This is a genomic window from Campylobacter sp. RM9331 (assembly GCF_020137685.1).
Lineage (GTDB): Bacteria > Campylobacterota > Campylobacteria > Campylobacterales > Campylobacteraceae > Campylobacter_E.
This window is the reverse complement of sequence record NZ_JACGBA010000003.1, coordinates 32,281-48,537: the sequence shown is the minus strand read 5'-3', so window position 1 is coordinate 48,537 and position 16,257 is coordinate 32,281. Positions and strand designations below refer to the sequence as shown.

The following is a 16,257-nucleotide window of genomic DNA, read 5'->3' as shown; positions in this document are numbered from 1 at the left end:
TTTAAAGCTTTAAAACGCCTTCTTCAATCAAAGAAATTGAGTGCGGCTCAACCACTCTTGTATGTACTTCCTCTCCATTTTTTAAAAAAAGTATCGTAGGAATATGGCGAATACCCAAATCAGCTCTTATATTTTCATCTTTATCAACATTTACATGGTAAAAATTTATATTAGTATATTTTTGACTAAGCTCTACCAAAAACGGCTCAGCAATCTTACAATCCCTACACCAAGGTGCTCCAAAAGCTATAACACAAGTTGCATTATCTTTAATATCTAAATATTCTTGATAATTAATCTCTTTCATTGTTTAAATCCTTATATTCATTTTTATTTAATGTTTTTAACTCGCTATCAGTCGCAATCGCTGCAATCATAGCACCATTTACATTGCTCATAGTTCTTACCATATCTATAATAGGGTCAATTGCAAAAATCACACCTAGTAAATAAAACTTATCCCCAAGTCCAAGCCCTGTAATCATAATAGAAGCTGCTACAATTGAAATTCCAGGAATTCCTGCGATGCTTAAAGACCCAACAAGAGTAATTATAATAATTAAAACCGCACTAGATAAATCAATGCTAAGCCCTGCACTATGCATAATAAACGCAGCCACAAGCCCTACATAATACCCAGCACAGCCACTCATTCCTATAGTAGCACCCAGCCCTGCTACGAAGTTTGCATTGTTTTCACTAACGCCTAATTTAGTATAAAGTGTGCGAATGGTAATCGGTAAAACACCCGCTGAACTTCTTGAAGTAAAAGCCAATAATAGCACTTCAAACGCTTTTTTATAATACACCATAGGAGATAAGCCGTGAAATGCTAAAATGATAGAAAATACAACAATCATTAAAATTCCACTTGCATAAGTTAGTATTATAAATAACCCAGCTTCTTTCATAGCTGCAACTCCATTTGCTATTAGCACATTTGCAATCATCGCAACAACAGCATAAGGCATTAGTTGGATTATATTTGTAATTACATTCATAATAATTTTGTTTATAAAAATTACTAGGTTTTTATAGGTGCTAAATATTTCTTTATTTTCTTCTTTTGTGCCTATTTTTCTTGCACCAAGAGTGAATAAAAATGCTACTAAAATTACTCCTAAAATATTATTGTTTGCAAAAGAATCTATGATATTATTTGGCATTAAACCTAATAAAATTGAGCTTAGGGTTCTAGCTTCTTTTATAGTTTTTGAAGTTTGCACTACAACATCACTTCCTAGATTAAATATTACACCTAAACTAAGACCTATAGCACTTGCAATTGCAGTAGTTATTAAAAGCCAAAAAATACTTCTACTAAGAATTGATGAAATCTTTACTCCACCTTCAAGCTTTAATAAAGATGATGAAATTCCAAAAAATACAATAGGAACTATCATAAGTTTTAATAAGCTAATAAAAATACTTACAACGAAAGAATACCAAATTCTAGTTTGTTCAAGCCATAAAACTTCTTTAGAATTTGCAGGAAAATTTGCCAAATATTGAGCTAATACACCCAAAATAACACCTAAAAATAGTGCCAATGTCATTCTTTTTGCAAAACTTATAGTATATGCTAAACGATTTAGCCAAAAGCATAATATTAAATAAACTAATACAAAAGTAATTGATAAAGGCTCTGAAAGTGTAAAAAAGTTAATGAAAAAATCTTTCATAATTCTCCTTTAATATTTTTTTAAGAGATAGATTTTATCCTAAATAAATTAAGAAATAAAAATATTAAAGGAGAGAACTATTGTTTAAATTTTTAAAAGAAAGGGAAATGGCGCGGCGGACGGGGCTCGAACCCGCGACCTCCGGCGTGACAGGCCGATATTCTAACCAGCTGAACTACCGCCGCAACCTAGTTTAAGAAATGGTGGTCGCTATAAGACTCGAACTTATGACATCCACCTTGTAAGGGTGGCGCTCTACCAACTGAGCTAAGCGACCAAGATTGATGGTGTCCTGTGCTGGATTCGAACCAGCGGCCCCCTCATTAAAAGTGAGATGCTCTACCTGCTGAGCTAACAAGACATTAAAATATTTGTGAAAGGTTGAATAATACAAAAAAAATTTTTAATTGTCAAGAAAAATCTAAAAAATTATATTTTAATTCAAGAATTTGGCATAAAAAATAAAAAGAATTTAAATTCCGATAATTTAAAATAAAATATATTATAATTTTATAATTTAATTAAAATTTTTAAGTATAATTTAATTAAATACTTTGAAAGTATTTGTATTTTAAGGAGTATTAATGCAAAGAAGGGAATTTTTAAAAGGCTCTGCATTTTTAGGTTCATTAGCCTGTATTAATCCAGTTTTGAGTGCTAATGCCTTTACAAACGGGGATAAAAAAAGTGTTTTTTCGGTTTGCGAGATGTGTTCTACTCGCTGTCCTATTGAAATAAGCGTTAAAGATAATAAAGGTGTATTTATTAATGGTAATCCAAAATTTAGCACAAATAAAACTAGCGTATGCGCAAGGGGTGGAGCAGGAATTAATCAATTATATGATAAAAACCGCCTTATTAAGCCTTTAATTCGTATAGGTAAGCGTGGGGAAAACAAATGGCGTGAAGCTAGTTGGGACGAAGCTTTAAACCTAGTTGCAACAAAGTTAAACGAAATAAAAGAAAAGCACGGAGCTAGTAGCGTAATATTTACAAGCAAAGCCGGAGAATCTCACACTCATATGAGTAATTTTGCCTGTGCTTACGGCAGTCCTAATATATTTTCACATTATTCAAGCTGTCCGATTACTTATAATATGGTTTTAGAGCATACTTATGGTGGCGGCTTATCAAGAGATTTTGCTAATGCAAAATATATTGTAAATTTCGGACATAATTTATTTGAAGGTATAGTAATAAGTGATGCTAAAAAACTAGCTAAATTTGCAGCTGCAAGTGATACAAAACTACTTGTCCTTGAGCCTAGATTTAGCGTAGTTGCTGCTAAGGCTGATGAGTGGCTACCTATTAAGCCAGGAACTGATGTGGCGTTTTTAATGGCATTAATTCATATTTGGCTAAGAGATGAAAAATATGATAAAGAATTTGTAAATGAATATTGCATAGGACTTGATGAACTTAAAGCTAGTGTAAAAGATACAAGCCCTAAATGGCAAGAAAGTATCACTGGAATTAGTGCTGATACTATTGAGCGAATTGCCGATGAAATCTATAAAGCTGCTCCTAAAGTAGTAATTGATTGGGGACATAAAACCACTACTACTTATGCAGAATATCAACGCACAAGAGCTATTGCAATAGCAAACGCTTTAATGGGAAATTACGAGAAAAAAGGTGGCATTCACACTAGCAAAAATACAAATACTTTAAACAAAATCATAGGCGAAGATATTTTCCCTACTCTTGATAATCCTAGCAATGTTTTTAAGGTTCCTAACACTCCTAGAATTGATGGTGCAGGTGAAGTTGGAAATAAAAATTATTTTGTATCCAGAAAACACGGAGTTTTAATGGATATTGCCCCTGCAATACTTAGCAAAAAGCCATATCCTATTAAAGCTTGGGTAAATACTAGGTTTAATCACTTAGTAAATGTAGCAAATGTAAATGAGAGTTTAAAGGCTATAAATGAGCTAGATTTTATAGTAAGTATTGATATATATTTAAATGATTTTAGCAATTTAGCTGATGTGGTATTACCAGAAAGCTCATATTTAGAGCGAGATGAGAGCATTGCAACTATAGGAAATGGCTATTATATGAGAAATAAAGCCGTAGAAGTTATAGGCGATACAAAAAGTGGTTTTGATATTTTTAGAAAACTAGCAAATATGATGAAAATTGATGAGCTTTATACTTATACGACAATAGATGAGTATAGAATGCAACAAGCTAAAGGCAATGTAGATTTACTAGCAAATCTTAAAAAAGATGGCATAGTAACTTATAAAGTCCCTAGTCTTTATTTAAGAGAGCCAAAAACCATAAAAGAATTTGCTAAAACTTATCCGCAAATTAAAGATAAAATTGATAGTAACGGCGAATTAAGTTCACTAATTAACTTTAAGACACCTAGTAAAAAAATAGAGCTTTTCATAGAAAAAGTTGAAAACTTATTCCCAACTCACGGCTGTTTAAATACAACTGATTATGATGTGTTTAAAAATCATGAATTTTGTCTAACAAGTGGCAAAACTCCAATTCATACAAACGCTCATACTCAAAATATCCCAATTTTAAATGAATTAATGAGTGAAAGTCCTGTGTGGATAAATGAAACTAAGGCTAAAGAATTAGGCTTTAAAGATGGCGATTTAGTATATTTAGAAAATGAATTTGGCAAAATCCAAGTAAAACTTATGCTAACTCAAGGCATTCGTCCTGATACATTGTTTATTTATCACGGATTTGGTCGTAACACTCCAGCACTTAAAAACATTCACGAAATAGGTGCAAATGATAGCATAGTGCTAGGTTCAAGAAGTGGTTATGTTTGTAGCACAATGGTTACAAATATAGGCGTAGATATTAAAAGGGCTTAAAGATGAAAAAGTTTGTAATGATTCACGATGAAAATTTATGTATAGGTTGCCAAGCTTGTAGCGTAGCTTGTAAAAACGAAAATCAAATTCCAAGTGGGGTTTTTAGAGTGCAAGTTCATGCGAAAATGAAGGGAGTTTTTCCAAATCTTAAAACAGATTTTACAAGGGCAAGTTGTGTAATGTGCGAAGATAGCCCGTGTGTAAGCGTATGTCCTACGGGAGCTAGTTTTAAACTAGCAAATGGAATAACATTAATTGATGAAAATTTATGCGTATCTTGCAAATACTGCATATTAGCCTGTCCTTATAATGCAAGATTTCTTAATCCTATCACAAAAGCAATTGATAAATGCACTTTTTGTTATTCAAATAGAGTAAGCGATGGTTTAACCCCTGCTTGTGTTAGCGTATGTCCTACTGATGCGCTAATTTTTGGGGATATAAATGATAACAATTCAGAAATTAATAAAGTCTTAGCAAGTAAAAGCGTTGAATATCCTAAAGCTCATTTGGGCACTAAACCAAAACTAGGTTTTATAAAAAATACAAAAGGAGGACGCTATGAATAATATGGCAGGGAGTTTAATGCAATATAATGAGATTTATTGGCCTTGGCCTATTGCACTATATTTGTTTTTAGCAGGGCTTAGTGCTGGGTGTTTGATGGTTTCATTAATAGTAAAATTTAATAGATTTACACATAATACTAATAGTATTTGGGACGCAACGATTAAAGCAGGAGCGTTAATTTCTCCACTTGCTATTAGCTTGGGGCTTTTGCTTTTAATAATTGATTTAGGCAAACCACTTACATTTTATTTATTGCTAATAAAATACAATTTTACTTCGGTTATGACTTTAGGCGTTTTATTTTTATTAGTTTATACACCTTTAGCATTTTTATACGCATTAATCATTTTTGAGCGTGAAATAGGGCTTTATTTTAGGTTCTTAATTCCTATTACAAATTCCATAAGAAAAATGGCTAATTTTGCAAAGATGATTGAATATGTATTGTTTTTTTTAGCTTTATGTGTTGGTGCTTATACGGGATTTTTATTAAGTGCGATTTCTAAAATCCCTTTATGGAATACTCCTATTTTACCATTGCTTTTTGTGGTTTCTGCGTTTTCTTGTGGAATAGCTGCAAATATACTTGTGGGAATTTTATTTTTTAAAGCTCACTTAAATAAAGAAAACATAAAGTATTTATTAGTTTTAGATTTAAGAGCAATAATGCTTGAAATTCCTATCTTGCTTTTACTTTTTGTAGGAATGTATTATAGTGGGGGCGAGAGTTTAATATCGCTTAAGGCTATTTTTTCTCATGAGTTTTATTCAAAATTATTTTGGTTTGGAGTGTTAGGAACGGGGCTTGTTTTACCTATTTTAATAGCCCTAACTGCACTTAAAAACCACGCCTATAAACCTGCATTCATAATAATAAACTCTCTTGCTGTGCTAATTGGCGTAATAATGTTAAGATTTTTTATCGTTTATGCAGGACAAGTTTGCATTAGCTAAAGGTTTTTCCTTTAGCTAAGCTATTATTTAACGCTATAAGTTACAAAGCCTTTATTTGTATATACGCTAAATTCCACAACATCAGAACAATCAAATATGCCAAATTGTTTAGTTTCACCAAATTTCATTGGCACTTTATAATCATAATAATATTTCCCATTGTATTTTTCTTTAGCAACTTGTTTTGCTTTTTCACAATTTTCAATATATTTTTTATTTTCTGTTTTTTCTACTCTTTCATTTATGTTTTTATAATCTTCGCTTTTACCACCTATATCATATTTATACTCATAACTACAATTTTCTTTGCTTAGTTCTGCCCATTTAATTAAGTTTTCGCAATAATCAATCCAATTTTTATTTAATATTCCAGCATTACATATTTTTGGTGGAGTTTCATCAGATATTAAGTTATCGCTTAAATTGTATTCATCATGTTCTTTATTCCAATCTCTTACTTCACAAGTACCACGATTTGCTGTAATTTTTTTAATTTCAATATCATCTTTAGTTGTTAGACTTAAAATGTGTCTTATCGTAATATATTTACCGAATCCTTTTGTTTCAGTTTCAATATCAAACTTAAACGCATCTTGACTTAATTCTTTTTTTTCATCAGAACAAGCACTCATAAATAATGCCACGCTACAAAACAAACTAGCTGTTAATAATTTTTTCATTAATTCTCCTTTTGATTTGGTTTAAAGCCTAATGCTTTGCATTATGCTTTTTGTAAAATCAGTATAATACCCCCCCCCATTCTTAAGTTTTACTTAATTTATATTTAAAATTATGAAAAATTTATTGTTTTTGTTATGAGTTGTATTTGTTAAAGTTATAAATGCTTTTAGGTTTTGATTAATGAAATTCTTATTTTAAATTATTTGATATTTTCGATGAATTTCCTATTTGAAATTCTTAGAATTTCAAATAGGAATTAGAATTTAAAAGCTCTTTCTTAAAGTCATATTAAGTGAATAATCTACATTCAAATCACCAAAAAATGTCCTTTCAAACTCGGTCATTAGCCTTAGATTATTCGTAAAATTATAATTAAATGAAGCATTAGTTAGCATTCTTGCGTCTTTTTTGCCTTCAATTTGTCTAATTATATTTTAATCTCTTATGGTTTTATCGCCGTTTTTAGTTAAATTGTGAGTTGAAATTCCTATTTTAAATTCCAGCCTAAAATATAAAAATTATTATCTAATTTTGTAGGCAAGTACTTGCTAAAGACACTTAAAACCTTCTCATCACAACCAGTTTAATAACCTAAATCACAAGCTTTAACATAAAGTTCTTTTGCTTTTTAATTGATAAAAACTATTTTATCACTACCTAACATAATAAATTTCTAATTTTATAGGGTATTTTATGGTGTTTGGTGTCTGTACTAGTATTAACAAATCAAATAAAAATTTATAAAATTTGACTTTTATTTTAGTAAATATTGTAATTTTTTTATAAATTCAAAATTATAAATTTATCAAAACAACGCTTTTTAAAGATTTATGCTTTTATTTATATCTTTAAATGTCAATATATATTAAAAATTACAAATTTTAGACTTTGTTAAGTAAAAAAAAATATAATCTTGTCCGATGAACGAAAGGGGTAGACTTCTGCCCCACTCTAAGTTTCAAACCGTGTTTATTTTCTACTTTATTTTATATATTTAAAAATTGCTTAATATCCACATTTATCATATCTAAAACATCATCAAGAAAGACATTGATTTTATCTGGCATAATTCCTATTGTTGTGTTTTTGATATTTGTTGAAATACGTGGAAATACTTTGTCTGGATTGTTATTATTGATTTTTGTTTTTAACATATTTTCCCAGTGATAACTTCTGTTTCTAATATCAACAAGCAAACTTAAGATTATTTTCATCTTTTGCTGATTAGAAAGTTTTATTTTTTCGCCTTTGATATTTTTATAATAATTTATATTTAAAGAACAATATTTTTTAAAATCAATATTATCTATATTATCAAAAAACACAGAATGATTTAATCCACTTTGTTTTACAAGATAAACAACTTGTCCTAAAGTTAAATTTGATAAATATTGTTCGTGGTTAATACTATCATTGCCATATCTGTGTTGGATTATTTGAACTTGTTTTAAAATCTCATTATCTTGACTATTTATTATCCAATCTTTGGGCTGATATATATCAAATATATTTCTAACACATATTTCAATTGTTGCTATTTTAGGCGTAATTTTGCTTATGAATATTAAGTTGTCAAAATGTTCGTTTATGTTTTTATAGCAGTATAATCTTTTTGTTGAAATCAAATCTTTTAGGCTTAAATTATTTGCCATAACGCTTCCTTAGTTTTGGCATATTATATCTTAAAACAAGCATTTAAAGTTTTTTATACAAACAAAAACATAAACTAAACTTAAAATATACGAAATTTATATAGATTAAAAAAAGGTTCTTGGTTTTGTTTCAAATCAACAAAACCAACAGCATCTAATGAAAAAGTTTATGCTATTCAATTATTTTCTTATATTCATCACAAGGTTTGAATATTACTCCATAATAAGGGTCTAAATCACAAGCTTTTTTAAAGTATTTTTTAGCTTTTGATAGGTCTTTTTTTACAGATACTCCGGATTTATACATTGACCCTAAGTGATCACAACTTTTAACATTTCCACTATCACAAGCTACTGTGTAATACTTTATCGCTTTTGGCATATCTACTTTCATTGTGCCTTTCCAGCTATCTCCATATTCATATAAATCTCCTGATTCATAACAACCCTCAATATATTTGCCATTACAAGCTTTTAAATAATACCCTAATGCTTTTGTCATATTGTCCTTTTTTTCTAAATTCCCTAATTTAAAGCAACTTATAGCATACCCGCTATTACAAGCTTTTGTATAATAATTTTTTGATTTTTCATAATTTGGGTGTAGTCCACCAATCTCTCCACTGTATAAAACACCTAAATTATAACAACCCACAGTATTTCCACCATTACAAGCTTTAATCCATAAATCTCTTGCGTTTTCATAGTCTTTATTATTAGAATATTGTACTCCTAAATCCACACAAGCTCCTAGGTCTTTTTTATTACATTTATTTTCTAGCTCATTTGCACCTAAAACACTTATACCTAAAAGTGCTAAACATAATAATTTTTTCATATTTTCTCCTTTTGATTTGGTTTAAAGCCTAATGCTTTGCATTATGCTTTTTGTAAAATCATTATAATACCCCCCCCCATTCTTAAGTTTTACTTAATTTGTATTAGCTACATATAATTTATTTAGTTAAGCTAATTGTTTAATGAGTGTTTTTATACTATTTGCTGAATATTTTTTAAGGAGAATTTATGAATAAGTTAATTTTAAGTGTTGCTTTAGCTTCATCGCTTTTTGCTGCTACATCGTGTGATAAGGTTTTAAATAAACTTGATGAGCAAATCACAAAAGTTCAAAATCAAAAAAAGGCAAATCCAGAAAGGTTAGAATATTTAAAAACACAAAAACAAGAAATCAGCAAAAATTGTGTAGATGGTAAAATAGATAATGAAAAATTAAAAACCATCAAAGCTGAAACTAAATATGATTACGAGAGTAAAAAATTAGAAAAAAGCCAAGCAAAACTAAATGCTAAAAAAGAAAAAGTTGAAGATAAATACAAAGATGATTTAGAAAAAATCAAAGCTAAAAAAGATAAAGAAGCTAAAAAATTAGCTGATAAAGAAGAAAAAGAATTAAAAAATAAAGCTAAAAAAGAAGCTAAAGAATTAGAAAATAAAGTTGATGATAAAGTAGAAAAAGTTGAAAAAGAGCATAAAAAATCAGAAAAAAAGCTTAAAAAACTTGAAGAAAAACTAAAAGAACAAACAAATAATTAAAACTTTCCCTAAATACTATTAAGTATTTAGGTTTAACTAATTATTGTAAAAACACTAATTGCCAAGCTAAACAATTAAAATAGCTAATTAGAATATTTTGCAGTTGATTAGGCAAGGCAGATTATTAAAATAATTTATTTTTTATAAGATTTTGCTATGTATTGATTAAATATCTTATCGTTTTCTTGCTTTTAAGTCTTTTTAATACTATTAAATCTATCTATGTAGTTTTTATAAATAAATTCCATAATATCTTTTATTTTGTTTTTATAATTTAAACTCACTAATTAGCTCAATATTTCTTAAAATATTACAAATTTATTAGCAAAATAATTTAGCCTAATTTCCTTAATTTTGCTATGAAAAAGCCTGAATGTGTGTTGCTTGGCTTTATGCGATAAGTTTTATCAAGTCTATCATCACTATATTTTTCATCGTAATTACTTAGTCCTTGTAAATATTCGCAAGGCAAATGAATTTCTAAAAGTTCTATATTAAATTTAGAATTAAGCGCATTATAAATCACTGCTTCGTTCTCATAAAAATTATGCGTGCAAGTGCTATAAACTAGCTCCCCACCTATTTGTAAAGCTGTTAGGGCAGAGTTTAAAAGCTTTTTTTGAGTAGTGGCGATTTGCTTTATTTCTTTTTGGCTTTTTGTGATAGAAAAATCGTGCATAAATGTGCTACACGGAGCATCAAGCAATATTTTGCTAAATCGCTCAGGCGTTTTACGACCTATCAAAACGCCATCGTGATTATAGGTTTTTGCCTTTACGCCGTAGTTTGCTAGGATTTTTTTAAGATTAAAAAATCTTTTGCTATTTAGCTCATTTGAGCTTAGATTTTCACAATTGTCGCTAAAATTAGCTAGATTTATACTCTTACCCCCTGGAGCAGCACACATATCCAAAATAATATCGCTTGAGCTAACATTTAAAGCCTTAGCGCATAAATAACTTGAATAATCTTGTATATAAATACCGCCATTTATTGCTAAATCGTGAGTTGAAATTCTTATTTTAAATTCTTGATTAAAAATATAAAAATTATCATCTAACTTTGTAGGCGAATACTTACTAAATACACTTAAAAACTCTTCTTCATCGCATTTAATAGAGTTTATAAATACTCCGAAATACTCCAAATCAATTGGCTTTTTAAAGCCATAAATCTCGTTAAAATGCTCGGTATGATTAAATATCATTAATATCCTTGTTCGTTTAATACTTTATAATTATTACAACCATCTTGATGTCCTAATTCACAAGCTTTTTTAAAATAATCTTTAGCTTGTTTTTCATCTTGTTTTACGCTTTGTCCGTTGTAATACAAAATCCCCAAATTAAAACAACCTCTATCATCATTACCATTACAACCTTTGGTATAAAATTCTTTTGCTTTAGAATAATCTTGCTTTACTCCTAATCCTTCATAATATAAAAACCCTAAATTAGTGCAACTTGGAATATTTCCACCATCACAAGCTTTGATAAAAAGCTCTCTTGCTTTAGAATAATCTTGTTTTACACCTTGTCCGTTTTCATACAAAATCCCCAAATTAAAACAACCCATAGTTTTCCCACCATCACAAGCTTTGATAAAAAGCTCTCTTGCTTTAGAATAATCTTGTTTTACACCTTTTCCGTTTTTATATAAAATTCCTAAGTTAGTACAACCATTAACATCCCCACCATCACACATTTTATGCCATAATTCTTGTGCTTTTACATAATCTTGTTTGCCATAATATTCTAATCCTAATTTAAAACAAGCTTGAAAATCTCCATTATTACACTTACTCTCAAGCTCATTTGCACCTAAAATACCAGCACCTAAAAGCACTAAAAATAATAATTTTTTCATTTTACTTCCTGATTAAAGATTTCTTCTTCATTTATTTCTAATTCTTCGCAGTACTCAGGACTATAACGACAAACATCGGCTAAATATTTTTTTGCTAAATTTAAATCTTGCTTTACCCTATCGCCATTTTTATACATCAAAAACAAACGCTCACAGCTTGGGAAATATCCGTTATCACAGGTTTTTTTATAAATCTTAATCGCTTCTTTATAATCTTTTATTTTTTCATATTCGTATATTAATTCCTCACATTGATATGGTCGGTCATATTCACAAGCTTTTTTATAATATTCAATCGCTTTTTTATGATCTTGCTTAACCCAAAAACCTGTAGAATACTTATTGCCTAAACTTTTGCAAGCATTCGCTACTCTATTATCACAAGCTATTTCATAAAACTGCATAGCTTTTTTAATATCTCGCTTTATACCACGAGCTTGTTCATAAAAAAAACCTAAATAATCACAGCTTGAAAAATACCCACCATCGCATGCTTTTGTGTGTAGTTTAAAGGCTTTTTTATATTTTTTATGATCTTCATACTGCCCAGCTAGTTCGTAGCAACTTTCTAAATCATTTTGAGCGCATAATTTTTCATATTTTAGCGTATTTAAAAGATAGCAAGATGGGTGATCTTTTTTATCACATTTGCTTTTTAGTTCGGCTTCATTAAGTTTAAAGCAGGTTTTATAATCTATATTTAAGCATTCGTTATTGTTTTCATTTGCAACTAAAATACTTATACTAAAAAATACCAAAGATAATAATTTTTTCATATTTTATCCTACATATTTATTTTATAATTTCTTGTTGGTTTAACATTTCTAGTTTATCACAAGTTATGCCGCCTTTATATCGGCATGTAAGACTATAATATTTTTTTGCCATATTTATATCCTGCTCTATATTTTCGCCGTTTTCATACATTATTCCTAAGCGTAAGCAGGCATTATTATTTTTAGCATCACAAGAAATTTCATAAGCCTTAATAGCATTTTTGAAATCATCTATTTTTTCATATTGCCAAGCTAATTTTTCACATCTTCCTTTATTATACTCGCAAGCTTTTTTATAATATTCAATCGCTTTTTTATGATTTTGCATAAGCCAAAAACCTTCAGAATATATATAACCTATGCTTTCACATGCTAAATATTCCTTGTTATCACAAGCTATTTTATAAAAATGTATCGCCTTAGCAATATCTCGCTTTACCCCACGAGCATGTTCATAAAAAAGCCTAAAAAATCACAACTTTGAAAATATCCACCATTACACGCCTTTGTATGCAATTCTATAGCTTTTTTAAATTTCCAATCACTCTCATATTCGTTAGCTAGTTTATGACAAGATTCATAATCGTTTTTGTTGCAATTGTTATCTAACTCAATTAGTGTTAATAAAAAACAAGCATGATAATCTTTATTGTCACATTTACTTTCTAAATTCTTATCATTTATCTCGTAGCAAGTTTTATAATTCATATTTAAACATTCTTTATTGGTTTTATTTGCAAATAAACTCATACCTACAAGCACTAAAAATAATAATTTTTTCATTTTATTTCCTTAAAATTTCTTATTATTAATATCCTTGCTCGTTTAATTTTCTATACCAATAACAACTATTCTGACCGCCTAAATCACAAGCTTTGCCAAAATATTCCTTAGCCTTTGTTTTATCTTGTTTTACACCTTTGCCTTTATAATACAAACTGCCTAAATTAAAACAACCATTAGGTAACCCATCTTCACAGGCTTTAGTAAAAAGCTCTTTTGCCTTAATAGGATCTTGTTTTACTCCATACCCACTGCTATATAAAACACCTAAATTATAACAACCAACACTTTCTCCACCATCACAAGATTTAGTATAAAATTCGCTTGCCTTTAAATAATCTTCGCTTGTTCTAATCACCCCTTTGCTATATAACAATCCTAAACCATAACAGCCTTCAGTAAATTCATCATTACAAGCTTTAGTATAAAGCTCTTTTGCTTTATCATTATCTTGCTTTACACCATTTCCGTTAGCATATAAATTTCCTAAATTAACACAGCCAACAACACTTCCCGCATCACAAGCTTTGGTAAATAACTCTTTTGCTTTTATATAATCTTGTCTTATTCCAAACCCTTCACTATATAACAACCCTAGATCAGAGCAAGTCGTAGCATCTTCATCACAAGCCTTAATAAAATATTCTTTTGCTTTAGCATAATCTTGATTTATAAAAAAGTAAAATTCACCCAAGCTAAGGCAACTAAGAATTTGTCCGTTATCACAAGCCTTGGTAAAATATTCTTTTGATTTAGTATAATCTTGATTTTTAGCATATTCTACTCCTAAATTAAAACAAGCTTCAAAATCCCCTTGATTGCACTGACTTTCAAGTTCATTTGCACTTAAAATACCAGCACTTAAAAGTGCTAAACATAATAATTTTTTCACTTTACTTCCTTTAAATTTATCATTGTTATTTATCAAAACCCTTGCTCATCTAATATTTCATAATGACTACAGCTGTTGTGTTCGCCTAAATCACAAGCTTTTCTTAAGTATTCTTTAGCTTTTCTTTTATCTTCTCTAACGCCTTGCCCGTTATTATATAAAGCCCCCAAATTATAACAACCCATAGCATCGTTACCATCACAACCTTTAGCATAAAGTTCTATTGCTTTTGCATAATCTTGTTTTGCTCCAAATCCATTTGCATACACAACCCCTAAATTAGAGCAACCACTAGCGTTTTCACCATCGCAAGCTTTAGTAAAATATTCTTTTGCTTTTATGTAATCTTGTTTTGCTCCAAATCCATTTGCATATAAAATTCCTAAATTAAAGCAACCCGTAGCATTTCCGTTATTGCAAGCTTTGGCATAAAACTCTCTTGCTTTAAAATAATCTTGCTTTATTCCAAGTCCTTTTTCGTATAAAAACCCTAAATTAGAGCAACCCATAGTATCCCCATTATCACAAGCTTTAGTATAAAACTCTCTTGCTTTTGTATAGTCTTGTTTTACTCCAAATTCATTCGCATAAACAACCCCTAAATTATTGCAACCCGTAGCATTTCCGTTATCACAAGCCTTAGTAAAATATTCTTTTGCTTTAGCATAATCTTGATTTTTAGCATATTCTACTCCTAAATCTGAACAAGCTTCCAAATCGCCCTTATTACACTGACTTTCAAGCTCATTTGCACTTAAAATACCAGCACCTAAAAGTGCTAAACATAATAAGTTTTTCATTTTACTTCCTTTAGTGTCATTGCTTATTTATTTTTTTATACAGCAAACAACTAGTATGTTCTCCATAATCACAAGCTTTTTTAATTAATTCAATAGACTTTTTAATATCATTTTCATATAAACTTGATAAAGCTAAACAGCTTTCCCCGTCTTTATTATCGCAAGCTTTAGTCCATAATTCTTTTGTTTTTTCAATATCTTTTGCAACGCCAATTCCAGAATAATACATAAAGCCTAAAAATCCACAAGCACCAAAATCTTGTAGTTCGCAACTTTTAGTATAAAATTCTCTCGCCTTATTTAAATCTTGTTTTATGCCATCTCCTTTAAAATACATAGAACCTAAATTCGTGCAAGCAAAAGTATGTCCACCATCACAAGCTTTAATATAAAACTCACTTGCTTTTTTTAAATCTTGTTTTACTCCGTTTCCTTGTTCGTAAGATAATCCTATATTAAAACAAGAAGAAGCATCTTTACCTTTACAAGCCTTAATCCATAATTTATTCGCTTTTTTAAAATCCTGCTCCACATCTTCGCCACTTGCATATAAATATCCAAGAGCATCACAAGCTTTATAATCGTTTTTATTGCAAGCTTTTTCTAATCCACTAATATCAACTGCACCTAAAACACTTGCACCTAAAAGTGCTAAACATAATAATTTTTTCACCTTACTTCCTTTAAATTTCTAATTTAATCTTTCAAATTCTCAATACTTTTACAAGCTCTTTCATCGCCTAAATCACAAGCTTTTTTTAAATATTCTTTAGCTTTTTTATTCTTATATAAAAATGATAAAAAATAACACCCAACAGCATAATTATGATTACAAGATTTGGTATAGAATTTAATAGCTTTTTTCTTGTTTTGTTGCGTTCCAATCCCATAAGCATTCATAAAACCTACTGCATAACAAGCTTCATATAAGTTATTTTCACAAGCTTTAGTATAAAGATTTATGGCTTTAGTATAATTTTGCTTAGTTCCTATTCCGCTCTCATATAAAAACCCTAAATCATAACAAGCTTGCATATTTTTATTCTTACAAGCTTTAGACCATAAATTATAAACTTGTTTTAAATCATTTTCGTATTCAATTGGCTCTTTTGTAAAATCAATATTTTTAAAAATCTCAAATCCTAAGTCATAATCATTTGCTAACAAAACTTTAAATATAAGCAAACAAACGAGCTTTTTCAAT

The 16,257-nt window shown here is 29.3% G+C and carries 19 protein-coding genes and 3 tRNA genes; 4 read left to right on the top strand and 18 right to left on the bottom strand.

Annotated features, from left to right (window positions below):
• Position 1 precedes the first annotated feature (1 nt).
• The 5 genes from AVBRAN9331_RS01970 to AVBRAN9331_RS01950 form a co-directional block, all read right to left on the bottom strand.
• On the bottom strand, positions 2 to 307 hold the full coding sequence (locus tag AVBRAN9331_RS01970) for a thioredoxin family protein (protein WP_214116323.1): 306 nt from the start codon (positions 305 to 307) through the stop codon (positions 2 to 4).
• The gene (locus tag AVBRAN9331_RS01965) at positions 294 to 1,682 is read right to left on the bottom strand and encodes a cation:dicarboxylate symporter family transporter (RefSeq protein ID WP_336612310.1); all 1,389 of its coding nucleotides are present in this window, start codon (positions 1,680 to 1,682) and stop codon (positions 294 to 296) included. Before AVBRAN9331_RS01965 ends, AVBRAN9331_RS01970 begins: the two co-directional genes overlap by 14 nt.
• A gap of 108 nt (positions 1,683 to 1,790) precedes the next feature.
• Positions 1,791 to 1,867 (bottom strand) — tRNA-Asp (locus tag AVBRAN9331_RS01960).
• Positions 1,868 to 1,883: 16 nt separating this feature from the next.
• Positions 1,884 to 1,959, bottom strand: a tRNA-Val gene (locus AVBRAN9331_RS01955).
• Between the two features lie 8 nt (positions 1,960 to 1,967).
• Positions 1,968 to 2,043: transfer RNA gene (locus AVBRAN9331_RS01950), tRNA-Lys, on the bottom strand.
• A gap of 223 nt (positions 2,044 to 2,266) precedes the next feature.
• Between AVBRAN9331_RS01950 and phsA the strand changes: the two genes are divergently transcribed.
• The 3 genes from phsA to nrfD are packed head-to-tail and all read left to right on the top strand — an operon-like array spanning position 2,267 to position 6,049.
• Positions 2,267 to 4,525: a thiosulfate reductase PhsA gene (gene phsA / locus AVBRAN9331_RS01945; protein ID WP_336612309.1), complete on the top strand. Its 2,259-nt coding sequence runs from the start codon at positions 2,267 to 2,269 to the stop codon at positions 4,523 to 4,525.
• 2 nt (positions 4,526 to 4,527) lie between these two features.
• Positions 4,528 to 5,094 carry a 4Fe-4S dicluster domain-containing protein gene (locus AVBRAN9331_RS01940; protein ID WP_336612308.1) on the top strand — a complete coding sequence of 189 codons (567 nt, stop codon included), beginning with the start codon at positions 4,528 to 4,530 and terminating at the stop codon, positions 5,092 to 5,094.
• Complete coding sequence (gene nrfD / locus AVBRAN9331_RS01935) at positions 5,087 to 6,049, top strand: NrfD/PsrC family molybdoenzyme membrane anchor subunit (protein ID WP_214150088.1); 963 nt, start codon at positions 5,087 to 5,089, stop codon at positions 6,047 to 6,049. Before AVBRAN9331_RS01940 ends, nrfD begins: the two co-directional genes overlap by 8 nt.
• 23 nt (positions 6,050 to 6,072) lie before the next feature.
• Here the strand turns inward: nrfD and AVBRAN9331_RS01930 are convergent, their stop codons facing one another.
• The 4 genes from AVBRAN9331_RS01930 to AVBRAN9331_RS01915 form a co-directional block, all read right to left on the bottom strand.
• Complete coding sequence (locus AVBRAN9331_RS01930; RefSeq protein WP_214150089.1) at positions 6,073 to 6,729, bottom strand: hypothetical protein; 657 nt, start codon at positions 6,727 to 6,729, stop codon at positions 6,073 to 6,075.
• A gap of 264 nt (positions 6,730 to 6,993) precedes the next feature.
• A complete protein-coding gene (locus tag AVBRAN9331_RS01925) occupies positions 6,994 to 7,125 on the bottom strand; it encodes a hypothetical protein (RefSeq protein WP_336612307.1) in 132 nt (43 codons plus the stop codon).
• A gap of 591 nt (positions 7,126 to 7,716) precedes the next feature.
• On the bottom strand, positions 7,717 to 8,382 hold the full coding sequence (locus tag AVBRAN9331_RS01920; RefSeq protein WP_336612306.1) for a hypothetical protein: 666 nt from the start codon (positions 8,380 to 8,382) through the stop codon (positions 7,717 to 7,719).
• A gap of 172 nt (positions 8,383 to 8,554) precedes the next feature.
• Positions 8,555 to 9,220 (bottom strand): tetratricopeptide repeat protein, encoded by a 666-nt coding sequence (locus AVBRAN9331_RS01915; RefSeq protein WP_336612305.1) that lies wholly within the window; start codon positions 9,218 to 9,220, stop codon positions 8,555 to 8,557.
• A 188-nt stretch (positions 9,221 to 9,408) separates the two neighbouring features.
• On the opposite strand from AVBRAN9331_RS01915, the gene AVBRAN9331_RS01910 reads away from it, so the two are divergent.
• Positions 9,409 to 9,936, top strand: a complete 528-nt coding sequence (locus AVBRAN9331_RS01910; RefSeq protein ID WP_214119628.1) for a hypothetical protein — start codon at positions 9,409 to 9,411, stop codon at positions 9,934 to 9,936.
• A gap of 334 nt (positions 9,937 to 10,270) precedes the next feature.
• Here the strand turns inward: AVBRAN9331_RS01910 and AVBRAN9331_RS01905 are convergent, their stop codons facing one another.
• The 9 genes from AVBRAN9331_RS01905 to AVBRAN9331_RS01865 are packed head-to-tail and all read right to left on the bottom strand — an operon-like array spanning position 10,271 to position 16,256.
• On the bottom strand, positions 10,271 to 11,143 hold the full coding sequence (locus AVBRAN9331_RS01905; RefSeq protein WP_336612304.1) for an RsmB/NOP family class I SAM-dependent RNA methyltransferase: 873 nt from the start codon (positions 11,141 to 11,143) through the stop codon (positions 10,271 to 10,273).
• Positions 11,143 to 11,802 carry a tetratricopeptide repeat protein gene (locus AVBRAN9331_RS01900; protein WP_336608706.1) on the bottom strand — a complete coding sequence of 220 codons (660 nt, stop codon included), beginning with the start codon at positions 11,800 to 11,802 and terminating at the stop codon, positions 11,143 to 11,145. The genes AVBRAN9331_RS01905 and AVBRAN9331_RS01900 overlap by 1 nt, the downstream gene beginning before the upstream one ends.
• Positions 11,799 to 12,578, bottom strand: coding sequence for a tetratricopeptide repeat protein (locus tag AVBRAN9331_RS01895; protein ID WP_239803144.1), 780 nt, complete (start codon positions 12,576 to 12,578; stop codon positions 11,799 to 11,801). Before AVBRAN9331_RS01895 ends, AVBRAN9331_RS01900 begins: the two co-directional genes overlap by 4 nt.
• 16 nt (positions 12,579 to 12,594) lie before the next feature.
• Entirely contained in the window at positions 12,595 to 12,978 is a 384-nt protein-coding gene (locus AVBRAN9331_RS01890; protein WP_442862288.1) for a tetratricopeptide repeat protein, read from the bottom strand.
• Between the two features lie 35 nt (positions 12,979 to 13,013).
• On the bottom strand, positions 13,014 to 13,361 hold the full coding sequence (locus AVBRAN9331_RS01885; protein WP_336612303.1) for a hypothetical protein: 348 nt from the start codon (positions 13,359 to 13,361) through the stop codon (positions 13,014 to 13,016).
• Between the two features lie 25 nt (positions 13,362 to 13,386).
• On the bottom strand, positions 13,387 to 14,253 hold the full coding sequence (locus tag AVBRAN9331_RS01880; protein ID WP_336612302.1) for a tetratricopeptide repeat protein: 867 nt from the start codon (positions 14,251 to 14,253) through the stop codon (positions 13,387 to 13,389).
• Between the two features lie 32 nt (positions 14,254 to 14,285).
• Positions 14,286 to 15,053 (bottom strand): tetratricopeptide repeat protein, encoded by a 768-nt coding sequence (locus AVBRAN9331_RS01875; RefSeq protein WP_336612301.1) that lies wholly within the window; start codon positions 15,051 to 15,053, stop codon positions 14,286 to 14,288.
• Positions 15,054 to 15,069: 16 nt separating this feature from the next.
• Complete coding sequence (locus AVBRAN9331_RS01870; RefSeq protein WP_239803140.1) at positions 15,070 to 15,726, bottom strand: tetratricopeptide repeat protein; 657 nt, start codon at positions 15,724 to 15,726, stop codon at positions 15,070 to 15,072.
• Positions 15,727 to 15,749: 23 nt separating this feature from the next.
• Positions 15,750 to 16,256, bottom strand: coding sequence for a tetratricopeptide repeat protein (locus AVBRAN9331_RS01865; protein WP_239803139.1), 507 nt, complete (start codon positions 16,254 to 16,256; stop codon positions 15,750 to 15,752).
• Position 16,257 lies beyond the last annotated feature (1 nt).

Bases quoted from the DNA above. Each gene is read 5' to 3' on its own strand.
- AVBRAN9331_RS01970 (WP_214116323.1), bottom strand. From the start codon at position 307: ATGAAAGAGATTAATTATCAAGAATATTTAGATATTAAAGATAATGCA.
- AVBRAN9331_RS01965 (WP_336612310.1), bottom strand. From the start codon at position 1,682: ATGAAAGATTTTTTCATTAACTTTTTTACACTTTCAGAGCCTTTATCA.
- phsA (WP_336612309.1), top strand. From the start codon at position 2,267: ATGCAAAGAAGGGAATTTTTAAAAGGCTCTGCATTTTTAGGTTCATTA.
- AVBRAN9331_RS01940 (WP_336612308.1), top strand. From the start codon at position 4,528: ATGAAAAAGTTTGTAATGATTCACGATGAAAATTTATGTATAGGTTGC.
- nrfD (WP_214150088.1), top strand. From the start codon at position 5,087: ATGAATAATATGGCAGGGAGTTTAATGCAATATAATGAGATTTATTGG.
- AVBRAN9331_RS01930 (WP_214150089.1), bottom strand. From the start codon at position 6,729: ATGAAAAAATTATTAACAGCTAGTTTGTTTTGTAGCGTGGCATTATTT.
- AVBRAN9331_RS01925 (WP_336612307.1), bottom strand. From the start codon at position 7,125: ATGCTAACTAATGCTTCATTTAATTATAATTTTACGAATAATCTAAGG.
- AVBRAN9331_RS01920 (WP_336612306.1), bottom strand. From the start codon at position 8,382: ATGGCAAATAATTTAAGCCTAAAAGATTTGATTTCAACAAAAAGATTA.
- AVBRAN9331_RS01915 (WP_336612305.1), bottom strand. From the start codon at position 9,220: ATGAAAAAATTATTATGTTTAGCACTTTTAGGTATAAGTGTTTTAGGT.
- AVBRAN9331_RS01910 (WP_214119628.1), top strand. From the start codon at position 9,409: ATGAATAAGTTAATTTTAAGTGTTGCTTTAGCTTCATCGCTTTTTGCT.
- AVBRAN9331_RS01905 (WP_336612304.1), bottom strand. From the start codon at position 11,143: ATGATATTTAATCATACCGAGCATTTTAACGAGATTTATGGCTTTAAA.
- AVBRAN9331_RS01900 (WP_336608706.1), bottom strand. From the start codon at position 11,802: ATGAAAAAATTATTATTTTTAGTGCTTTTAGGTGCTGGTATTTTAGGT.
- AVBRAN9331_RS01895 (WP_239803144.1), bottom strand. From the start codon at position 12,578: ATGAAAAAATTATTATCTTTGGTATTTTTTAGTATAAGTATTTTAGTT.
- AVBRAN9331_RS01885 (WP_336612303.1), bottom strand. From the start codon at position 13,361: ATGAAAAAATTATTATTTTTAGTGCTTGTAGGTATGAGTTTATTTGCA.
- AVBRAN9331_RS01875 (WP_336612301.1), bottom strand. From the start codon at position 15,053: ATGAAAAACTTATTATGTTTAGCACTTTTAGGTGCTGGTATTTTAAGT.